15 protein-coding genes are annotated in these 19,492 nt (G+C 61.5%); 4 read left to right on the forward strand and 11 right to left on the reverse strand.

Annotated features, from left to right (window positions below):
* Window positions 1-53: 53 nt before the first annotated feature.
* The 10 genes from AC07N4_RS22400 to AC07N4_RS22445 all read right to left on the reverse strand — a co-directional run bounded on the left by AC07N4_RS22400 (window position 54) and on the right by AC07N4_RS22445 (window position 13,904).
* Window positions 54-3,089 (reverse strand): multidrug efflux RND transporter permease subunit, encoded by a 3,036-nt coding sequence (locus AC07N4_RS22400; protein WP_102620747.1) that lies wholly within the window; start codon window positions 3,087-3,089, stop codon window positions 54-56.
* Between the two features lie 13 nt (window positions 3,090-3,102).
* Window positions 3,103-4,251, reverse strand: coding sequence for an efflux RND transporter periplasmic adaptor subunit (locus tag AC07N4_RS22405; protein ID WP_096818418.1), 1,149 nt, complete (start codon window positions 4,249-4,251; stop codon window positions 3,103-3,105).
* Between the two features lie 146 nt (window positions 4,252-4,397).
* The gene (locus AC07N4_RS22410) at window positions 4,398-5,498 is read right to left on the reverse strand and encodes a DUF1513 domain-containing protein (RefSeq protein WP_493066022.1); all 1,101 of its coding nucleotides are present in this window, start codon (window positions 5,496-5,498) and stop codon (window positions 4,398-4,400) included.
* Between the two features lie 14 nt (window positions 5,499-5,512).
* Window positions 5,513-6,577: an imelysin family protein gene (locus AC07N4_RS22415; protein ID WP_192558867.1), complete on the reverse strand. Its 1,065-nt coding sequence runs from the start codon at window positions 6,575-6,577 to the stop codon at window positions 5,513-5,515.
* Between the two features lie 26 nt (window positions 6,578-6,603).
* Window positions 6,604-8,031, reverse strand: coding sequence for a di-heme oxidoreductase family protein (locus AC07N4_RS22420; protein WP_493066021.1), 1,428 nt, complete (start codon window positions 8,029-8,031; stop codon window positions 6,604-6,606).
* Between the two features lie 155 nt (window positions 8,032-8,186).
* Window positions 8,187-9,530, reverse strand: coding sequence for an imelysin family protein (locus AC07N4_RS22425; protein WP_096818411.1), 1,344 nt, complete (start codon window positions 9,528-9,530; stop codon window positions 8,187-8,189).
* A 184-nt stretch (window positions 9,531-9,714) separates the two neighbouring features.
* A complete protein-coding gene (locus tag AC07N4_RS22430; protein WP_102620744.1) occupies window positions 9,715-11,766 on the reverse strand; it encodes a putative bifunctional diguanylate cyclase/phosphodiesterase in 2,052 nt (683 codons plus the stop codon).
* A 356-nt stretch (window positions 11,767-12,122) separates the two neighbouring features.
* Window positions 12,123-12,719: a superoxide dismutase gene (locus AC07N4_RS22435; RefSeq protein ID WP_003227660.1), complete on the reverse strand. Its 597-nt coding sequence runs from the start codon at window positions 12,717-12,719 to the stop codon at window positions 12,123-12,125.
* Between the two features lie 175 nt (window positions 12,720-12,894).
* Window positions 12,895-13,497 carry a LysE/ArgO family amino acid transporter gene (locus tag AC07N4_RS22440; protein ID WP_085709557.1) on the reverse strand — a complete coding sequence of 201 codons (603 nt, stop codon included), beginning with the start codon at window positions 13,495-13,497 and terminating at the stop codon, window positions 12,895-12,897.
* Between the two features lie 5 nt (window positions 13,498-13,502).
* Window positions 13,503-13,904 carry an ACT domain-containing protein gene (locus AC07N4_RS22445; protein WP_007953258.1) on the reverse strand — a complete coding sequence of 134 codons (402 nt, stop codon included), beginning with the start codon at window positions 13,902-13,904 and terminating at the stop codon, window positions 13,503-13,505.
* A gap of 96 nt (window positions 13,905-14,000) precedes the next feature.
* Between AC07N4_RS22445 and AC07N4_RS22450 the strand changes: the two genes are divergently transcribed.
* The 4 genes from AC07N4_RS22450 (at window position 14,001) to AC07N4_RS22465 (ending at window position 17,903) form a co-directional block, all read left to right on the forward strand.
* Window positions 14,001-14,894, forward strand: a complete 894-nt coding sequence (locus AC07N4_RS22450) for a LysR family transcriptional regulator ArgP (RefSeq protein WP_096818404.1) — start codon at window positions 14,001-14,003, stop codon at window positions 14,892-14,894.
* A 54-nt stretch (window positions 14,895-14,948) separates the two neighbouring features.
* The gene (locus AC07N4_RS22455) at window positions 14,949-15,941 is read left to right on the forward strand and encodes an NAD-dependent epimerase/dehydratase family protein (RefSeq protein ID WP_096818402.1); all 993 of its coding nucleotides are present in this window, start codon (window positions 14,949-14,951) and stop codon (window positions 15,939-15,941) included.
* 105 nt (window positions 15,942-16,046) lie between these two features.
* Entirely contained in the window at window positions 16,047-16,925 is an 879-nt protein-coding gene (locus tag AC07N4_RS22460; protein WP_096818401.1) for an ATPase, read from the forward strand.
* 132 nt (window positions 16,926-17,057) lie between these two features.
* Window positions 17,058-17,903: a cache domain-containing protein gene (locus tag AC07N4_RS22465; RefSeq protein ID WP_493066020.1), complete on the forward strand. Its 846-nt coding sequence runs from the start codon at window positions 17,058-17,060 to the stop codon at window positions 17,901-17,903.
* Window positions 17,904-17,946: 43 nt separating this feature from the next.
* Here the strand turns inward: AC07N4_RS22465 and AC07N4_RS22470 are convergent, their stop codons facing one another.
* The gene (locus AC07N4_RS22470) at window positions 17,947-19,464 is read right to left on the reverse strand and encodes an MDR family MFS transporter (protein WP_102620740.1); all 1,518 of its coding nucleotides are present in this window, start codon (window positions 19,462-19,464) and stop codon (window positions 17,947-17,949) included.
* Window positions 19,465-19,492: the final 28 nt, after the last annotated feature.

Raw genomic sequence — 19,492 nt, forward strand, 5'->3', positions numbered from 1 at the left:
CCAAAGGCCTCGCACATGCGAGGCCTTTTTTTATGCTTGTGTGGAAGCGGCGGTCAGGTGGAGGGTTTGGGATCGGGTTTGGCCAGCACGGTGTAGACGCAGGGCAAGACGAACAGCGTAAACAACGTCCCGATCGACATCCCGGTGGCAATCACCGTCCCGATATCGAAGCGGCTCACCGCACCCGCGCCACTGGCGAGGATCAACGGCACCATGCCGAACACCATGGCAGCGGTGGTCATCAGGACGGGTCGCAAGCGAATCGCCGCCGCTTCCTCGACCGCTTCACGGGGCGTCAGGCCCTTTTCCTTGCGCAGTTGATTGGCAAATTCGACGATCAGGATCCCGTGTTTACTGATCAGGCCGATCAGTGTCACGAGCCCGACCTGGGTGTAAATATTCATGCTCGACCAGCCGAGGAACAGCGGAATCAGCGCCCCGCAAATCGACAGCGGTACGGTCACCAGGATCACCAGCGGGTCGCGGAAACTCTCGAACTGCGCCGCCAGCACCAGGAAAATGATCGCCAGCGCCAACGCGAAGGTGACCCACAGCGCGCTGCCTTCCTGTACGAACTGCCGTGAAGCGCCGCCGTAATCGAAAGCAAAACCGGCGGGTGCCTCTTCCCGGGCGATCTGCACCACGCTGTCGATGGCCTCGCCCATGCTGACCAGTGGGAACCCGGACAGCTTCGCCGCATTGAGCTGCTGGAACTGGTTGAGCTGTCGCGGTCGTGCCCGATCGGTCACGGTGATCAGGGTCGACAGCGGCAACAGCTCGCCCTGGGTGTTTTTCACGTAGTAGTTGTTCAGCCAGTCCGGATTGTCGCGGTAGGCCCGTTCAACCTGGGCGATGACCTTGTAACTGCGACCCTCGATGGTGAAGCGGTTTATCTCCGCTTCGCCAAGCAGGGTGGCGAGGGTGCCGCCCAGATCCTGCATCGACACACCCATCTGCGCCGCCTTGGCGCGGTCGATATCGACCACCACCTCCGGTTTGTCGAAGGCCAGGTCAAGGTCGACGAACGCGAACTTGCCCGACTCCATCGCACGCTTCTTGATCCGGTCAGCCACCTGCAGCAACAGCTCGTAGTCATTGGCCGTGTTGATCACGAATTCGAACGGAAGACCCTCGCCGGTGCCGGGCAGGGAAGGCAGGTTGAAGCCGAAGATCTGCAACCCCGGGATGTTGCCGAGTTTGCCCTGCACCTCGGGAAGAATCTGCATCTGTGTACGGCTGCGTTCGTTCCACGGTTTGAGCAGGAAACCGCCGATACCGGTCTGTACACCGTTGTAGCCGTTGATCTGGAACGAGGAGTAGTACTCCGGGAATTCCTTGAAGATCTTCACGAACTCGTCGGTGTAGGTGTTCAGGTAATCGAGGTTGGTCGGCTGCGGCGCGTTGGCCATCATGAAAATGATGCCCTGGTCTTCATCCGGCGCCAGTTCCGATTTGGTGAACTTGAGCAGCACTGGAATCAGGCACAGCACGATCACTGCGAACACCAGCACCACCGGCCGGGTGTTGAGAGTGCCGTGGAGCATGCTCTGATAGCGTCGCTTGAGGTTTTCGAAGATCCGGTCGAGTCGGTGGGCAAGTCCGCTGGGGTTTTCTTCATGTCGCAACAGAAAGGCACACATCATCGGTGACAGGGTCAGGGCGACGATGCCGGAAATCACCACGGCCCCGGCCAGAGTCAACGCAAACTCCTTGAAGAGTGCCCCGGTCAGCCCAGTGAGGAAACCGATCGGCGCATACACCGCTGCCAGGGTGATGGTCATCGAGACCACCGGCATCGCGATTTCCCGGGCGCCCTCAAGTGCGGCGTCCAGCGGTGTCTTGCCTTCTTCGATATGCCGGTGGATGTTTTCCACCACGACGATGGCATCGTCCACCACCAGACCGATCGCCAGCACCATCGCCAGCAGGGTCAGCAGATTGATCGAGTAGCCCATCATCTGCATGAAGAACATCACGCCGATCATCGACAGCGGAATGGTCACCACCGGGATCACCACTGAACGCAGGGCGCCGAGGAACAGGAACACCACCACGATCACAATCAGCACCGCTTCGAACAGGGTTTTCACCACTTCGTCGATGGAGGCCTGGATGAACAGCGTCGCGTCGTAGGCGATCTCGCTCTTGAGGTTGGGCGGCAACTGGGCCTCCAGCTCCGGCATGATCTTGCGCACTTCCTTGATCACGTCGAGCGGGTTGGCGCCGGGCGTCGCCTTGATCCCGATGTATACCGAGGGTGTACCACCGAAGGAGCTGATGGAGTTGTAGTTCTCCGCCCCCATTTCCACCCGCGCCACATCGCTGAGCAGCACACGGCTGTCGCCACTGACCTTGAGCGGTATCTTGCCGAAGGCCTCGGCCGACTTCAGTTCGGTGTTGGCGTTGATGCTGGTGACCACGTACTCGCCTTTTACCTCGCCGGCGGCGGAGAGGAAGTTGTACTGGCGCACCGCGTTGCTCACGTCGCTGGCGCTGAGGCCGAAACCGGCGAGCTTCACCGGATCGATCCACAGGCGCATGGCGAACACCTGGTTACCCAGAATCTCGGCTTCGGCCATGCCTGGCAGCGTCGCCAGTTTTGGCTGGATCACTCGCGACAGGTAGTCAGTGATCTGCGGGTTGCTCAGTTCCTTGCTGAAGAAGCTGATGTACATCAGTGCCGAGGCATCGGCGGCTTCCTTGCTCAGTACCGGGTCTTCGGCATCCTGTGGCAGTTTGTTTTTCACCTCGTTGGCCTTGGCCAGCAGTTCGGTGAACAAGCGGTCGCTGTTGGAACCGATGCGTGCGTAGATCGAAATCACCGAGAAGTTCTGCCGACTGACCGAAGTCATGTAGTCGATGCCCTCGGCGCTCGCCAGGCTCTGCTGCATCGGCTGGGTGATGTAGCCCTGGATGGTTTCGGCGTTGGCCCCGGGGTAGGCGGTGGTCACCGTGATCAGGGCGTTTTCCATTTGCGGGTACTGGCGCAGCGGCAGTTTGCTCCAGGCCTGGAAGCCCAGCAGCACAATCAGCAGGCTGACCACGGTGGCGAGCACCGGGCGGCGAATGAACGGATCGGTAAAGGCCATGAGGATTCCTTGATCAGTCGGCGCGGCGCGGACTGTTCTGCTCGCCGAGGGTCTTGTCGTCGCTGATGGCGATGTGCGCGCCGTTGTCCAGTTTGATCTGGCCGGCCGTCACCACTTGTTCGCCGCTCTGCACGCCCTTGTTGATCATCACCAGCCCCTCGCGGCGCTCACCGGTTTCAATGAAACGGCGCTCGGCGATCAGTACCGGTTGGCCCTTGTCGTCTTTCTCGACGCTGCCGTCCTCGGCTTTCTTCTGCCCGACCACGTAGATCGAGTTGCCGTAAAGGGTGTAGGTGATCGCGCTTTCCGGCACGACGATGTGCTTCTGCGGGTCCGGCAGCAGCACTTCAAGGCTGGCGAACATGCCCGGCAGCAACTTGCCGTCGGGATTGGCCAGCGTCGCGCGGACCAGAATGTTGCGGGTGGTGCTTTCGACAATCGGGTTGATCGCGCTGATCGCGCCAGGGAAGTTCTGCCCGGGATAGGCGGCAACCGAAATCTGCACCGGCTGACCGATGGCCAGCTTCGGCACTGATTGCTCAGGCACATAGAAGTCGGCGTAGAGGCTGCTCAGATCCTGCAGGGTGGCGATTTTCGTGCCGCTGGCGAGATAGTCACCGACGTCGACCTGACGGATGCCGATGGTGCCGCTGAACGGTGCGGAAATGCGTTTTTTTGCCAGCGATGCATTGAGCTGATTGACCGTGGCCTTGTTCTTTTGCAGGACCGCCGAGAGTCGGTCGTACTCGCCCTTGGAAATGGCACTGCTGCCAACCAGCTGGCTGCCACGGCCGAAGTCCAGTTGCGCCAGACCGAGGTCGGCCTTGGCGGTTTCCAGCAGTGCGGATTCGACGGCGCTGTCGAGTTGCAGCAACGGTTGCCCGGCCTTGACCTTCTGTCCCGACTCGAACTTGAGTTCGGTCACGGTGCCGGCGACTTCCAGGCTCAGCTCGACACCCTGCAGCGCCTTGAGCGTGCCGACGGTAGGCAGGCGCATCTGCCACGGGCGCTCGGCGGCGGTGGCCACGGCGACGCTGATCGGCGGTTTCGGTTTGGCAAAGCCCTGGATCATCGTGTAGATCGAGAAGGCCTTGTAACCGGCGAGGAGCAGAACGATCAGCAGTACAACACCCAACATGATCAGCATGCGGCGACGCAGCATATTCCAGTTCCTTGGAGAAAATCAGGCGAGACAGGCGGGCACATTACCCCGACTCCGGCAGGGATTCCAACTGCCAGTTTTTACAGGGTGTGATGGAGGAAGGTGTAGAAAAGCGGTGCCGCCGACCGAGCGGTCGGCGGCGAATTTCAGGCCATCAGATGAAGATGGTTGTCCCAGAGCCCTGCGGGCAAATCCAGCGGTTTGGCCAGCAGTTCGTCCTGGCGGCAATCGTAATAACGGCAACGTCCTTGCCCCGAGGTCACGACAAAACCGTCCTTCACCGCACCGACACCGGCGCAGTCGGGTAACGGTGCATCGAGGCGTACTTCGCCGCTGTCCAGATCCCAGATGAAGAAACGGTTGCCACGCGGTGCGGTCAGCGCCACCAGACGCAGGTCGCTGTGTACGGCGACGCTGGCGGTGTAATGACCCATCGACTGCAACTGATGCTCCGGCACCGGGAACGCCACAAACGGCTGGCCCGGACGTTTGATCGCCAGCAACTCGGAACGCTCCTGGGAAGGCCCCATGAATTGCTGGCCGGCGACGATGGTGCCGTCGCTGGCGATCCCCAGGTGCCGCACGCTGTTCATCGACTGAGCGAGGGTTTCCTTGCTCAGCAGGGTGCCGTCGCGTTGCATCATCACCAGGCTCGGTTCCATGGCGTCGAGGTTCATGTCGACCCGGCTTTCGGCTTCGGTGCGGATCCCGCCGTTGGCCACCACCAGGGTTTCACCGTCGGGCATCCACGACACCTGATGCGGGCCGAGACCGTGGGTGGAAATCTCACCGCTGTGCACCAGCCGTTCACCCTCGAACTTGTACACCCCGAGCAGGCCGCGGCCCGGATCGGTGGTGTCGTTCTCGGTGGCGTACAGGTAATCGCCGCTGTGGTGGATCACCGCGTGGCCGTAAAAATGCCGGTTCGGCTGCGAGGAAACGGTCTGTAACAACGCACCGTCGCGCAGGTCGATCAGGTAGCTCTCGGTGCCCGGACGCCGGGCCACGAACAGCGCGATCGGCAGCGTCGGGTGATTGATGATGTCGTGGCAGCGCTGGCCGACTTCAGTGGCGAACACTCGCGTGCCGTCCAGTCGATAGCCGACGGCGTAGTGCTTGCCTTCGGTGTCGTCCCGCGCCGACAGCAGCAGCGGGCTCTGATCCTTGCGCTTGAACAGCGTCCAGCCGCCCAGTGTCACTGCTCCCAGCAGCAAACTACCTAAAGTCAGAGCCTGGCGTCGCAGCATGGCACTTGCCCTCATCAGTCACCGTCGTTGGCGTTGAAGCCCAGTTGGATGCCCAGCGCCTTGGCCAGTTCGCCTTCGTGCAGGCGATGGACGACGTTGAGGCTGTCGTAGATGTCGTTGAGTTGCTGGCGACCGGCGTCGTCTTCGAGCATTTCGGTCAGCGAGCGCTGAGTGCTGCCGAACAGTTTGAGCGAGGCTGCGTAAGCGGCGTCGATCTTGTCCGCCAATGGTTTCTGCTCAGCTGGCAGCAAGCCGCGCAGGCCTTTGTTGTCGACGCCTTCCCAAACGGTCTTGGCGGCGGCGAGGCTGGCTTCCATGGCCGTCAGAGACGACTGGCTGCGCCACGCGTCGGCCTGGAACGGTTGCGGCACGCCTTTGCTTTGGCGGCCCATTGGCGTACCGAGCTTTTTCTTCAGGGTGTCGAGGGCGGTGACCTGTACCCGCAGCAGATCAGCGATCGCTTCGTGGGAGTCGGCGTAGCGCTGGTTCGGGAACTTGCTCATCTGCGCAAGCATGCCGTCGGTGTTGTTCCAGCTGCTGAGGATCTCTTCGGCCAGGAGTTTCTGGCGCTCGCCAATGGCCACCAGCAGCGGGCAGTACTTGGCTTTCTGCGCGTCGTTGGCCACGTCAGGCTTGGCGTCGAACAGGATGTACTCGTAGGCCGACAGGCCCTGGACCACGACGCTGGACTTGGCCAGTGCAGCGGCATCGATCTGCGGCTGGGCGGTGACCAGTTGCTCGACCTGACGGCCGACCAGGTTTTTCTTGTCCGGCCAGAACTGCACCTGCCACGAGCGATTGCCCTCGGCCAGTGGACCGATCAGCAGCGGTTGCAGCTCGGCCCAGGCTTTCTGCGCGTGCAGGAAGTCGGCGCGGGCGGTTTCCAGGTTTTCCTTGCCCTGACAGTAGGCGAGGGCGCTGACAGCCAGTTGCTTGTCGGCTTCGACCCAGCGGGTGTAAGTCGGCAGGATCACCGATTTGGCGATGGCGGCGGAGGTGACGGCTTGCGGATCCTGCGGCGAGCACGCGCCGAGGGCCAGTGCGGCAAGGCTGGTGAACAACAGCTTGGGACGGAACATGTCGGGCTCCCGATTCTTTTAAGTGTTTAAAGTGAATTCAAAAACGCCAGCAGCGCGGCACGCTGCTCGGCATTGAAAGACAAAACCTGTTGCTGCGCCGCCTTGGCTTCGCCGCCATGCCAGAGCACAGCTTCGAGCAGGTTGCGGGCGCGGCCGTCGTGCAGAAACTGAGTGTGACCGCTGACCGCCTGCGTCAGGCCGATGCCCCAAAGGGGCGGGGTGCGCCAGTCGCGGCCGCTGGCCTGGAATTCGGTGCGGTTGTCGGCCAGGCCTTCGCCCATGTCATGCAGCAGCAGATCGCTGTACGGGCGAATCACTTGATTGGCCAGTTCAGGTTCGGCCGCGTTGGCGGCGGTGGTGTATTTCGGTGTATGACAGGACTGGCAACCAGCCTGGAAAAACAGATTCTTGCCAGCCAGCACCTGAGCATCGTTGACGCCACGGCGTGCAGGAACGGCGAGGTTGCGGCTGTAGAACAGCACCAGGCGCAGGATGTTGTCGCTGACTTCAGGTTCGCCGTCCGGGCCATTGCCATTCGGCGCCTGTTTGCAGGCGATTTGCGCGTCGGTGCAGTCATCAAACGGTCTCAGGCTCGTGGTGAGGCCCATATCACCAGAGAACGCGTGAACATTTTGTTGATTGAGGTTCGGTTGGCCGGCTTTCCAGCCAAATCGCCCCATGACCGTCTTTTGCTGTGCGTCATCCCAGACGCGGTTGGGCCGGCCGTTGATGCCGTTGTTCTCTTTGGCTTGCACGGCGGCGTTGGCGAGAATCGCTTCTTCGGGGATGGCTTCGAGCAGACCCAGGCCGATCATCGGTGGCGCAACGCGTGCGGAGAAACGTGTGTCCGGGTGCATCGGGCCGTAGCCGAGCTGGGTGATCAGCAAGACCGGCTTGCGCAGCTCGATTTCGGTGCCGTCCTTGAAGCGCACCGGCACTGGCGTGTAGTCGACCCGCACCTTGCCTTCCGGTGCAACGCCGGGCACGGCCATGTCCTGGAACTGCCCACCGTAGACCGGCTCCGGCACCACGCCGACCTGCTCGATCAATCTGGCGTACTGCGGCGCATCGGGAATCGACAGGCGCACCAGCATCGATACGGCGTTGGGCGCATCCGGCGTCGGCGGATGGCCGCGGCCGTCCTTGATGTGGCAGCCCTGGCAGGCGTTGGTGTTGAACAACGGGCCGAGGCCATCGCGGGCGGTGGTGGTCGACGGTGCGATCACCCAAGGGCTGCGAAAGAAGCTGTTGCCGACGCTGAAGTCCACCCGACGCGAAGGTGGCAGGTTGGCCGAGGGCAGGGAAAATGAATTCTGATCCGTCTTGCGCACGGTCGCGGTACCGCCGGAGCGGGCTTCGCCGGGCTCGGCCTTGGTGAAACGCGGGGCGTCATCGCAGGCACTCAGGCCCAGGGCCAGAAACAGTGCGGACAAGCGAAGAGGCAGCGAGGGCATCAGACTTCCTGCAAGAGGGGCGAATTTAAAGGCGCAAAGTCTAACAGGGCGAGGGGGTTTGAATAAGAGGAATTATCGTTTGCTTGATACACGTCAGGTCAGCCAGAACGAACAAGGCGACCCGAAGGTCGCCTTGTTCAGTCAGACGCGCTTGATCAGAACTCGTGATCGGCGTTGTCCGGGTTCAGGTCGCTGATACCCAGCTTGCCGGCCGCCGTTTCGATCGAACCGGTCTGCTTGACCAGCGAGGCGATGGCGTCACGAACGATCTGGTTGCCAGCGGTGTTGCCGGCGGCGATCAACTGGTCGTAGTGCTCACCCTTGTTGGCGTGATCGACCATGACCTGGATCTTGGCTTCGGTAGCGGCCAGATCGGCTTTCAGGGCGGTGTCGGCAGCCGGGTCAACCTTGGCCACCAGCGACGACAGGCTGGCGCCGGTCATTTTGGTGCCGTCGACGCGGGTGTACTCGCCCAGGTAAACGTTACGAATGCCTTTGGCATCGTAGAAATGCGAGTTGTGGGTGTTGTCGCTGAAGCAGTCCTGTTCGTCTTCCGGGGAGTTCGCTTCCAGGGACACCTTCATGCGCTCGCCAGCCAGCTCGCCCAGAGACAGGCTGCCCATGCCGAACAGCATTTTGCGCAGGCCGCTTTCGGCCGGTTCGGCTTCCAGGGTGGCGCGGTAGTTGTCGGCCACGTTCGGCTTCCAGTTGCCGACCATTTCTTCCAGGTCGCTGACCAGCAGTTGGGTCACGGCTTTCAGGTAGGCACGACGACGATCGTTGTGACCGCCGGTGGCGCCAGCGCCTTCCAGGTAATCCGAAGCGGGACGGTTGCCGGCGCCAGGGCCGGTGCCGTTCAGGTCCTGGCCCCAGAGCAGGAATTCGATGGCGTGGTAGCCGGTGGCAACGTTGGCTTCGGAACCGCCCAGCTCGTTCAGGCTGGCGAGTTTTTCCGGAGTGATGTCCTTGACGTCGACCTTGTCTTCGCCGACCTGTACTTCGGTGTTGGCGATGATGTTGGCGGTGGCGCCCGGGTTGCCCAGTGCGTGTTCGTAGGATTTGTCGACGTAGTCGATCAGGCCTTCGTCCAGAGGCCAGGAGTTAACCTGACCTTCCCAGTCGTCGATGATGGTGTTGCCGAAGCGGAACACTTCGCTCTGCAGGTAAGGAACGCGGGCGGCAACCCAGGCTGCACGTGCGGCCTTCAGAGTGTCGGCGTTCGGCTTGGCGAGGAAAGCGTCGATAGCGGTCTGCAGGGTTTTCGCGGTGGATTCGGCATCGCTGTAAACGGCGAAGACCATGTCGGCGTAGTGTGCGACCACAGCCTTGGCAGCGGCCTCGTCGACTTTACCGGCAGTGGCAGGAGCCGCCGGCGCGGCGGTGCTGGCGGCTGGCGTCGGCGCTGCTGGAGCGGCGGCCTTGTCTTTGCCTTCGCCGCAACCGGCGAGGGAAATAGCGATGGCCAGCAGACTGGCGGTAGCCAGAGGCATACGAATCATGGCGAACATCCTGCTTCGGTAATTGAGTGGACAGGCGCGGGGGTGCGCAAAAGCTGCGACATAATGCAAATCTTTCGCATTATGTGTAAAGGGTTGTGGCTGGAAATATTTCCTATTCGCGCGGGGTTTGCGCTGGATCAACGGTGCCGGGCACAAGGCATGTGGCGGCCCTTGCCGGCAGCGTTCAGAGGATCGCCGCGTTGCTGCGCTGGGCCTGTTTGAGATAAACGCTCAACTCCCGCGCCGGCAGCGGCTTGCTGTAGTGATAGCCCTGACCTTCATGGCAGCCTTCGGAGATGATGTAGGTCTCCTGTTCGGCGGTTTCCACGCCTTCTGCGATCACCTGCATGCCGAGGCTCTTGCCTAGTTGAATGATGGCGCGAACGATGGTCGCGTCATCGTCGTCATCCAGCAGATCCTGGACGAAGCTCTTGTCGATCTTGATCTTGTCCAGCGGCAGACTCTTGAGATAGCTCAGCGAGGAGTAGCCGGTTCCGAAGTCGTCGATGGCGATCAGTGCGCCGGAGCGGCGCAGGCTCAGCAAGTGCTGGGCGGCGGTGCTGATGTCTTCCATCAGGCCGGTTTCGGTGACTTCCAGTTCCAGGCTGCGCGGCGGCAGGCGGTACATCTGCAACAGGTTGTTGACCACCCGGGGCAGCTCGGCGTGGTGCAGTTGCACGGTGGACAGGTTGACCGCCATGCGCAGGTCGACGAAACCCTGATCGTGCCATTCGCGCAGTTGTTTGCAGGCCTGATCCAGCACCCACTCGCCGATGGCGATGATCGTACCGTTCTGTTCGGCCAGCGGAATGAACAGGTCCGGCGGCACCAGCCCGTGCTCCGGATGTTGCCAGCGGATCAGGGCCTCGACACCGACCACGCGGTGATCGCGGTAGCTGATCTGTGGCTGATAGACGAGGTAGAACTGATCCCGCAGCAAGGCATCGCGCAGGTCTTTTTCCAGTTCGCGGCGACGGCGCATCTCGCTGTCGACGCTGGCGATATAGAACTGATAGCGGTTGCGCGAGCGGGTCTTGGCCAGGGTCATGGTCTGCTCGGCTTTCTGCAACAGCTTCTCGGTGCTGTCGCCGTCCTCCGGGAACAGGGTGATGCCGATGGTGGCGCGCAGGCGGATTTCCTGATGGTCGAGGGCGAATGCCGCTTCCAGATCATCGAGGATGCTTTGCGCCAGTTCCGCCGCTTCGTAAGGTTGTTCGATGTCGGCCTGTACCAGGGCGAACTGGTCGCCGCCCAGGCGGGCGAGGGCGCCGAGACGGCCGCTGTGGGCGCGCAGGCGATCAGCGAGGGCCAACAGCAATTGGTCGCCGGTCTGGTAGCTGAATTGTTCGTTGATGCCCTTGAAGTCATCCAGCCCGACGCACAACACCGCGACCCGGCGCTGCAGCTTGCCGGCGTCCACCAGAATCTTGTCCAGCTGTTGCTGCAATTGCTGACGGTTCGGCAGGCCGGTGAGGAAATCGTACTGGGCCATGCGCAGCAGACTGTTCTCCGCTTCGTGGCGCAGATGGGTGTTGCGTTCGATGGATTCGAGCAACTGGTTGGCGGTGTTGATCCAGATGCCGAGTTCGTTCTTCTCGTGGCCCTTGAGCTGTGGAATCTTGTGTTCGCTGGGGCGGTCCGGGTTGATTTCCGTGAGGTGCTCGATGATCCGCGACAGCGGCTTGGTCAGCAGCCAGTGATAGACCAGATACAGCACCAGGCCCATGGCCAGGGCGCGCAATACGCCGGAAATGAAGATGATCACTGAACTGACGATGAAACCCTGACCGTAGGTGGCGGTGTCGAGGGTGATGCTCAGGTCGCCGTAATATTCGCTGTAGGGGCCGCGACCCACGAGTTGGGTGGTGAACGTGCGCTCCTGTCCGAGAATCAGGTCGGTCAGCCAGCGGCTGTTGGAATGCTGCAATTCACGGGATTTCTGCGCGAGCATCGCTTCGTTGGGATGCCCGATGGAGGCCTGGCGCACGGCATCGTCCTGGAACAGGCCTTCGATCACCTGCATGCCCATCTCCCGGTCCAGGCTGTAGACGGCCTGGGTTGAAGGATCGCGGAACATGTCGAGGATGCGTTCGGCATCGCCGGCGACGGCCTGGCGTGTTTTATAGGCATCGAAAACGATCTGCGCGCAGCTCAAGACCACGCCGACGATCAATGCCGACAGGAGCACGACCCGGAGCAACTTCACCGACAAGCTGTTCTTGAGTTCCAGCTTCAAAGGGTTATTCCTTGTTCCGTGCGGGTAGCGTCAAGTTGCCATGAGTATTGGCAATCCCGTGTTGGCAGTCAAAGGGACAATCGAGCCGCGGAAAATTTGTCCGTGGCCTTGGCCGAAATGCTGCTGCCTGGAGTATTTGCCCTGGTTGTACTGTGTCGGTAGTTTTGGCCTCCAACTTGAGGGGCGTCGTACATTTTTTCCTCTGTTTGATGTTAGTCCGCTGTGGCTCGGGAGCAAGGGGACAAGGGCTGCTTTGCGTGTGGGAAATGGCCCTGTTTGCGATCAGATTCACCTTCGTGTTTTTCGCAGGCATAAAAAAACCCGGCAATAGCCGGGTTTTTTGTCTGGCGCGCAGCTTAAGCGGTGAAGGTCTTGCCTTCGAACTGCTCGGCCACGAACTTCCAGTTGACCAGGTTCCAGAACGCCTCGACGTACTTAGGACGCAGGTTACGGTAGTCGATGTAGTAAGCGTGTTCCCAGACGTCGCAGGTCAGCAGCGGGGTGTCGCCGCTGGTCAGCGGGTTGCCGGCACCGATGGTGCTGGCCAGGGCCAGGGAACCGTCAGCCTTTTTCACCAGCCAGCCCCAGCCGGAACCGAAGGTGCCGATCGAGGTTTTGCTGAACTCTTCCTTGAACTTGTCGAACGAACCGAAAGCCGCGTTGATGGCTTCAGCCAGTGCGCCGGTTGGTTGACCGCCGGCGTTTGGCGCCAGGCAGTTCCAGTAGAAGGTGTGGTTCCAGACCTGAGCGGCGTTGTTGAAGATGCCACCCGAGGAAGTCTTGACGATTTCTTCCAGGGTCTTGCCTTCGAACTCGGTGCCTGGCACCAGGTTGTTCAGGTTCACGACGTAGGTGTTGTGGTGCTTGTCGTGGTGGAATTCCAGGGTTTCCTTGGAAATGTGCGGCTGCAGGGCATCGTGTGCGTAAGGCAGCGGCGGCAATTCGAAAGCCATGATGATTCTCCTAATCAGGTCTGTTGCGGTGAGCGCAAGGCCGATCACGGGCGGCCAGAAATGCACCGGCGAGTTTTTACTCTTTGCGGCGCAGGGTTCGGATCATAGCACCGGGGGTGCGGCATAACCACGCAACAACTGTGTGGGATAGAGGTTCCAGAGCCGTTTGGAATAATCACGAGGCCAGAATGAGCTGACCCGCCACCGTGAACATCATCACCGCCACCAACAGATCGAGAATTCGCCACGTACCCGGACGCGCCAGCCACGGTGCCAGCCATGCCGCGCCGAACGCCAGAGTGAAAAACCACAGCAGCGAAGCGCTCGCCGCGCCCACGACATAAGCGCCGGGCACTGACTGTTGCGCGCCGAGGGAGCCGATCAGCAGCACGGTGTCCAGATAGACGTGCGGGTTGAGCAGGGTCACCGCCAGTGCGCTGAGCATCACCGCGCGCAATGAACGCACGGTCTGGTTTTCACCCTGTTGCAGGCTCTGTTTCGAGAACGCCCGGCGCAACGCTTGGCTGCCGTACCAGATCAGGAACACTGCACCGCCCCAGCGGGCAACCGCCAGCAATGTCGGGTTCTGCGCCAGCACTGTGGCCAGACCGAACACGCCCGCCGCCACCAGCAGCGCATCGCAGGCGACGCATAGCGCGGCGACCGGCAGGTGATGCTCGCGACGCAGACTCTGGGCCAGTACAAAAGCATTCTGGGTGCCGATCGCCATGATCAGCCCGAAGGCCACCAGCAGGCCGTTGGTATAGCTTTGCCACATGACAATTACTCCGCGTTGGCTGCGAGATCGCGCAGCACTTGCATGGCGCGTTCGGCGTCGGCCTGACCGACGAACAAATGGTCGTGGTAGTAGCCGGCAATCACGTTGCAGCTGATACCGGCCTTGCCCAGTGCGGTGGCGAATGCGGCGGTCAGGCCGACGGCTTCCAGCGCCGAATGCACGTTCAAGGTGATCCAGGCCGCAACGTAGTCGAAACTGAAACCGGCGCGTTCGGCGTGGGACCGTTCCAGAATCACCGTCAGGCCTTCCTGTTCGCGGAAACTGCCCACGACCTCCAGACCGCTCGGCAACTGACCGTCGCGCAAGGTGCAGAACACGTATTCGCCGGCATTGAGCTGCGGGCTCATGCTGCGCAGCAGGGTGGTCAAAGAGGTTTCGCCAGCCATGGGGGTGGTCCTTGATAAAGAGTGCTTGCTGGCTATTCTCCGGGCAGACGCTGTATAAGAAAAACCAATAGTGCTGATCGCTCATTAGGAAAACTGATGTTCGACTACAAATTGCTTTCCGCTCTGGCCGCCGTGGTCGAGCAGGCCGGATTCGAACGGGCGGCGCAGGTGCTGGGCCTTTCGCAATCGGCGATTTCCCAGCGGATCAAACTGCTGGAAGCGCGGGTTGGCCAGCCGGTGCTGGTGCGCGGGACGCCGCCATCACCCACCGAGATCGGTCGGCGCCTGCTCAACCATGTGCAGCAGGTGCGCCTGCTCGAACGGGATTTGCAGACGCTGGTGCCGGCGCTGGACGAAGAGGGCCTGCCGGAGCGGCTGCGCATCGCGCTGAACGCCGACAGCCTCGCCACCTGGTGGGCCGAGGCGGTGGGCGACTTCTGCGCCGAGCAACACCTGTTGCTGGACCTGATCGTCGAAGACCAGACCGTCGGCCTCAAGCGCATGCGTGCTGGTGAAGTGGCGGCCTGTGTCTGCGCCAGTGAACGGCCGGTGGCGGGCGCCCGCAGTGTGTTGCTCGGGGCGATGCGCTATCGGGCGCTGGCCAGCCCGGCATTCATCGAGCGGCATTTCCCCGACGGCGTGCGGGCCGAACAACTGCCGCGCACCCCGGCGCTGGTGTTCGGTCCGGACGACTTTCTGCAACACCGCTACCTTGCGTCCCTCGGTGTCGATGGTGGTTTCGAACATCATTTGTGTCCGTCATCCGAAGGTTTTATCCGCCTGACCGAAGCCGGGCTCGGCTGGGGACTGGTGCCGGAATTGCAGGTGCGCGAGCAACTGGAACGCGGCGTATTGCGCGAACTGTTGCCAGATAAACCGATCGACGTGCCGTTGTACTGGCATCATTGGCGCAATGGCGGCCAGTTGCTGGGGTTGTTGACCGACCAATTGGTGCGTTCGTCGTCGCAATGGCTGGTGCCGTTGGACTGACGGCCAGCGTCAAGACTCACGAATCAGGCAAAACGAAAGACAGCGGAGCTCTACATGAAAATTCTGGTCACCGGCGCAAGCGGCTTCATTGGCGGACGCTTTGCGCGTTTTGCCCTGGAGCAGGGCCTGGACGTGCGGGTCAACGGTCGCCGGGCCGAAGGCGTCGAACATCTGGTGCGTCGCGGCGCCGAGTTCGTTCAGGGCGACCTCAGCGATCCGGAACTGGTGCGTGCGCTCTGCACCGACGTCGAAGCCGTGGTGCATTGCGCCGGCGCCGTCGGGCTGTGGGGACGTTATCAGGACTTTCATCAGGGCAATGTGCAGGTCACCGAAAACGTGGTCGAGGCCTGCCTCAAGCAACGGGTGCGGCGCCTGGTGCACCTGTCGTCGCCGTCGATCTATTTTGACGGCCGCGACCACCTCGGCCTGACCGAAGAGCAAGTGCCCAAGCGCTTTAAACACCACTACGCGGCGACCAAGTATCTGGCCGAGCAAAAGGTCTTCGGCGCTCAGGAGTTCGGCCTCGAAACCCTGGCCCTGCGCCCGCGTTTCGTCACCGGCGCCGGGGACATGAGCATTTTTCCGCGCCTGCTGAAGATGCAGCGCAAAGGGCGTCTGGCAATCATCGGCAACGGCCTGAACAAGGTCGACTTCACCAGCGTGCATAACCTCAACGAAGCGTTGTTGAGCAGTCTTCTGGCGGCCGGTTCGGCACTGGGCAAAGCCTACAACATCAGCAACGGTGCCCCGGTGCCGCTGTGGGATGTGGTCAATTACGTGATGCGCAAAATGGAAGTCCCACAGGTCACCAAGTACCGTTCCTACGGGCTGGCCTACAGTGTGGCGGCGCTCAACGAAGGCGCATGTAAACTCTGGCCGGGACGTCCCGAGCCGACCCTGTCGCGGCTGGGCATGCAGGTGATGAACAAAAATTTCACCCTCGACATCAGTCGCGCCCGGCATTATCTGGACTACGATCCGAAAGTCAGTCTCTGGACGGCCCTCGATGAGTTCTGTGGCTGGTGGAAGGCCCAGGACATTCGTTGATACGAAGTGCTGAACCCAGCCACGGGTTGGGGGTCAATCCCTGCGGCTGCGGGGTTTATACTGCGCCGCAATCAGCCATTACCGGGTTTCACAAAGGTTGCCTCAATGTCCATGCGTAACGATGCACACGACGACGATTTCGACGATGTTCCGAGCCTGCGCGCCGACACACTCGATGACGACGATTTCCCTACCACCACTCGCACTTCCGTGCATTCGCGCACGCCACCCGTGGTCAAGGTCAAGTCGGCCAGCACCGGGCCATTGTGGGCGCTGGTCGGCGCATTGTTCTTTGCCTTCATCGGTCTGGCCTGGTGGAGTTTCCAGCAGATCTCGCTGATGGAGCAGCAACTGGTGGCGACCCAGGAAAGCTTCGCGCGGATCAGTGAAGAAGCGGCGGGACGCCTGCAGGACATTTCCGGCAAGGTCGTGGCCAGCCAGACCAACGTCAACACCGACAGCGAAGCGCTGAAACTGCAGATCAAACAGTTGCAAAGCGCACTGCAGGATCAGAGCAAACAGCAGCAGGGTGTGGCGGGTCAGGCGACGGATCTGGACAAGCGTCTGGCGCAGATGACCGCCCAGACCACTGAACAGCAGAACGCCAATACCCAGTTGCAGGCCCAGGTCAAAGCCCTGAGTGCAGAGCTGGCAACGCTGAAAAGCACGCCGGCCGACACCAGCAAGGTCGATGCCCAGCTGAAAAGCTTCGATGCACAGGTCAAGGGTTTCGATGCGCAGTTCAAGAGCCTCGGCGCCGACATCACGGCCCTGAAAAAACAAGGCGGGTCGAACGCCGCGATCGATCGTCTGGAACAGGAAATCGTTGTGCTCAAGAGCGAGCAGGATAACCGTCCGGCTTCGGCACAGGGCGGCTCCAGCACCGCCGAGTTCGATGCGTTTCGTGGGCAGATGACCCGCAACCTCAACACCCTGCAGGCGCAGATCCAGAACCTGCAACAGCAGATCAACGCCCGGCCGTGAGCCCCTTCTGTGGCGAGGGCGCGAACGCCCTCGCCACACACCCATCGCAACATTCAGAAGCTTTCTGAATATCCATACCTGCCGTCAGGCCGTCTACGCTCTTGAAACACCAACAAGAACGAGGGATGCGTCATGGGGTTTGTGCAAAAACTGGCCTGGCTCGGCGCGGTGCTGTTGTTGAGTTTCGGACAGGCCAATGCGGCCACGGAAAAGGATGACAGCAAGGCCGCCATCGCCTTGCTGGAAAAGGCTCTGGCCTACTATCACGACAACGGCGACAAGGCGTTCGCGGCGTTCAGCCGCCAGGGCGAGTTCGTCGACAAGGATCGCTACGTGTTCGTGGTCGATACCAAGGGCGTAATGCTCGCCAGCGGCGGGCCGTCTTCGGCGTTGATCGGCCGGGACGTGAGCGAAGTGCTCGGGCCGGATTTGCAGAAAGCGTTCAAGGACGCGCTGAAAGTGCCGGAAGGCAACGGCATCCAGCAGGCCGAATATCGCTGGCAGAATCAGGCCGACGGCAAGGTCGAGCGCAAGCATGTGTTCTATCAGCGCATCGGTCAGCGGATTCTGGCGGTCGGTTATTACTTGCCACGAGCATCGGCGGAACAGGCGAAATCATTGCTCGACAAAGCCGCCACCGATTTGACCAAGGACGAGAAGGGCACGCTGATGGCGGTCAACTCGCTCAAGGGCGGTTACTTGCAGGACGACCTTTACGTGTTCGTGGTGGACCTGAAAACCCAGCGTTACGTCGCCCACGGTACCAACCTGCGGTTGATCAATACCGACTTCGCCAAGGTCAAGGACCCGGAAGGCAAACCGGTGGGCGAGCCGATTCTGGCGCTGATCGGCAAACAGGATGAGGGCGAGTACGAATACCGCTGGAAAAATCCGGTGACCGGCAAGGTCGAGGATAAACATGCCTACCTGAAGAAGGTCGGGGATTATCTGGTGGCGGTCGGTTATTACAGCGCTTGATCCCAGTGGCTCCCACGCAAGGCGTGGGAGCCATCGGCATCGGTCAGCGGGCGCTGTGTTCACGCCCGCGCAACAGGCGGTTCGGCATGGCAATCGCCGCCGCCAGCCCGAGCAGCGACACCCCGGCACTGACCATCAGCAAATGCCGGAACGTCACCAGCAACTCGGCGCGCAAGGCATTCTGCGCATCGCCGGGCGCCGCGTTCAGGCCATCGAGCAGCACGTTGCCGGAATGACCTTCGCCGATCAGCGATGCGCCGGTCAGGTGGGCGAAACTGGAGTCCTGCAACAACGCCAGCAACAGTGCTGACATCAACGCCACGCCCACCGCACCGCCCAAAGAGCGGAACAGGTTGGTGGTGCTGGTGGCGACGCCAATGTCCTTTTGCTCGACCGAGTTTTGCGTGCCGACCAGCGAGGTCGGGAACTGCATACCCCCGGCGATACCGCTGAGCAACATGAACACACTACTGATCAGCGTCGCATCGGGCGGGCTGAAGGCCATGCCGAGGATCGAGATCGGCATCAGCAGCGCACCGGTGAAAATCTGTGGCTTGTAGCGCCCGGTAATCGACGTGCGACGACCGGCGAAATAGGCACCGATCGGCAAACCCATCGCCAGCGGCAACAAGTGCAGGGCCGCGCTGTCCGCCCCGGCGCCAGTCACGCTCTGGAAGCGCAGCGGCATCAGCACGATCAACGAAATCGCCTGAAAGCTGCAAAAGAAAATCGTGCACCAGCACAGCAGGGCGCTGCGGTTGGTGAACAGGTGCATCGGCAGCAACGGCTCCCGGGCACGTCGCTCATGCCAGACGAACACCGCCAGCACCGCCACTGCACAAGCGAACAGACCGAGGACTTCACTGCTGCGCCACGCATGGCCTTGGCCGACCTGAGTGATCGCCAGCAACAATGCCGTCAGGCCGATGATCATCAGCAGTGTGCCGAGGTAGTCGATGACCGGTTTGCGCTGGGGAATCGGCAGGCCGATCAGATTGCGTCGCGCTACCCAGTAGGCGCCGAGGCCCAGCGGCAGGTTGATCAGGAACACCCAGCGCCATGACAGGTACTCGGTCATGTAACCGCCGAGCACCGGGCCGGCCACGCTGGCCACCGCGTACATGCTGGAGAAGTAACCCTGATAGCGACCACGCTCCCGGGGCGGGACGATGTCGCCGATGATCGCCTGGCTCACCGAAATCATCCCGCCGGCACCGATGCCCTGGAAGATCCGCGCCAGCACCAGTTGCTCCATGCTCTGAGCCATGCCACAGAACAGCGAGGCCAGGGTGAACAGGCCCATGCCGAACAGCATCAGTTTGCGCCGCCCGTACAAGTCACCGAGCTTGCCGTAGATCGGCACCGCCACGGTCATCGCCACCATATAGCCGGAAATCACCCAGGCCAGCAGGCTCACGTCCTTGAATTGCGCGGAGATGGCCGGCATGGAAACCGCGACGATGGTCTGGTCCAGCGCGCCAAGGAAGATCGCCATCATCAGCGCGACCAGCACGCTGCGAATGGCCGGTTTGGGCGTTTCGGGATGGTTGAGATTGGTCACGGGCGAACCTGCGGGCAGTGATTGACCC

The sequence above is a fragment of the Pseudomonas sp. GW821-FHT09E04 genome, from assembly GCF_059416185.1.

What these genes read in the sequence shown, in the direction of transcription:
- AC07N4_RS22400 (WP_102620747.1), bottom strand. Translation starts at nt 3,089, where the DNA reads ATGGCCTTTACCGATCCGTTCATTCGCCGCCCGGTGCTCGCCACCGTG.
- AC07N4_RS22405 (WP_096818418.1), bottom strand. Translation starts at nt 4,251, where the DNA reads ATGCTGCGTCGCCGCATGCTGATCATGTTGGGTGTTGTACTGCTGATC.
- AC07N4_RS22410 (WP_493066022.1), bottom strand. Translation starts at nt 5,498, where the DNA reads ATGCTGCGACGCCAGGCTCTGACTTTAGGTAGTTTGCTGCTGGGAGCA.
- AC07N4_RS22415 (WP_192558867.1), bottom strand. Translation starts at nt 6,577, where the DNA reads ATGTTCCGTCCCAAGCTGTTGTTCACCAGCCTTGCCGCACTGGCCCTC.
- AC07N4_RS22420 (WP_493066021.1), bottom strand. Translation starts at nt 8,031, where the DNA reads ATGCCCTCGCTGCCTCTTCGCTTGTCCGCACTGTTTCTGGCCCTGGGC.
- AC07N4_RS22425 (WP_096818411.1), bottom strand. Translation starts at nt 9,530, where the DNA reads ATGATTCGTATGCCTCTGGCTACCGCCAGTCTGCTGGCCATCGCTATT.
- AC07N4_RS22435 (WP_003227660.1), bottom strand. Translation starts at nt 12,719, where the DNA reads ATGGCTTTCGAATTGCCGCCGCTGCCTTACGCACACGATGCCCTGCAG.
- AC07N4_RS22440 (WP_085709557.1), bottom strand. Translation starts at nt 13,497, where the DNA reads ATGTGGCAAAGCTATACCAACGGCCTGCTGGTGGCCTTCGGGCTGATC.
- AC07N4_RS22445 (WP_007953258.1), bottom strand. Translation starts at nt 13,904, where the DNA reads ATGGCTGGCGAAACCTCTTTGACCACCCTGCTGCGCAGCATGAGCCCG.
- AC07N4_RS22450 (WP_096818404.1), top strand. Translation starts at nt 14,001, where the DNA reads ATGTTCGACTACAAATTGCTTTCCGCTCTGGCCGCCGTGGTCGAGCAG.
- AC07N4_RS22455 (WP_096818402.1), top strand. Translation starts at nt 14,949, where the DNA reads ATGAAAATTCTGGTCACCGGCGCAAGCGGCTTCATTGGCGGACGCTTT.
- AC07N4_RS22460 (WP_096818401.1), top strand. Translation starts at nt 16,047, where the DNA reads ATGTCCATGCGTAACGATGCACACGACGACGATTTCGACGATGTTCCG.
- AC07N4_RS22465 (WP_493066020.1), top strand. Translation starts at nt 17,058, where the DNA reads ATGGGGTTTGTGCAAAAACTGGCCTGGCTCGGCGCGGTGCTGTTGTTG.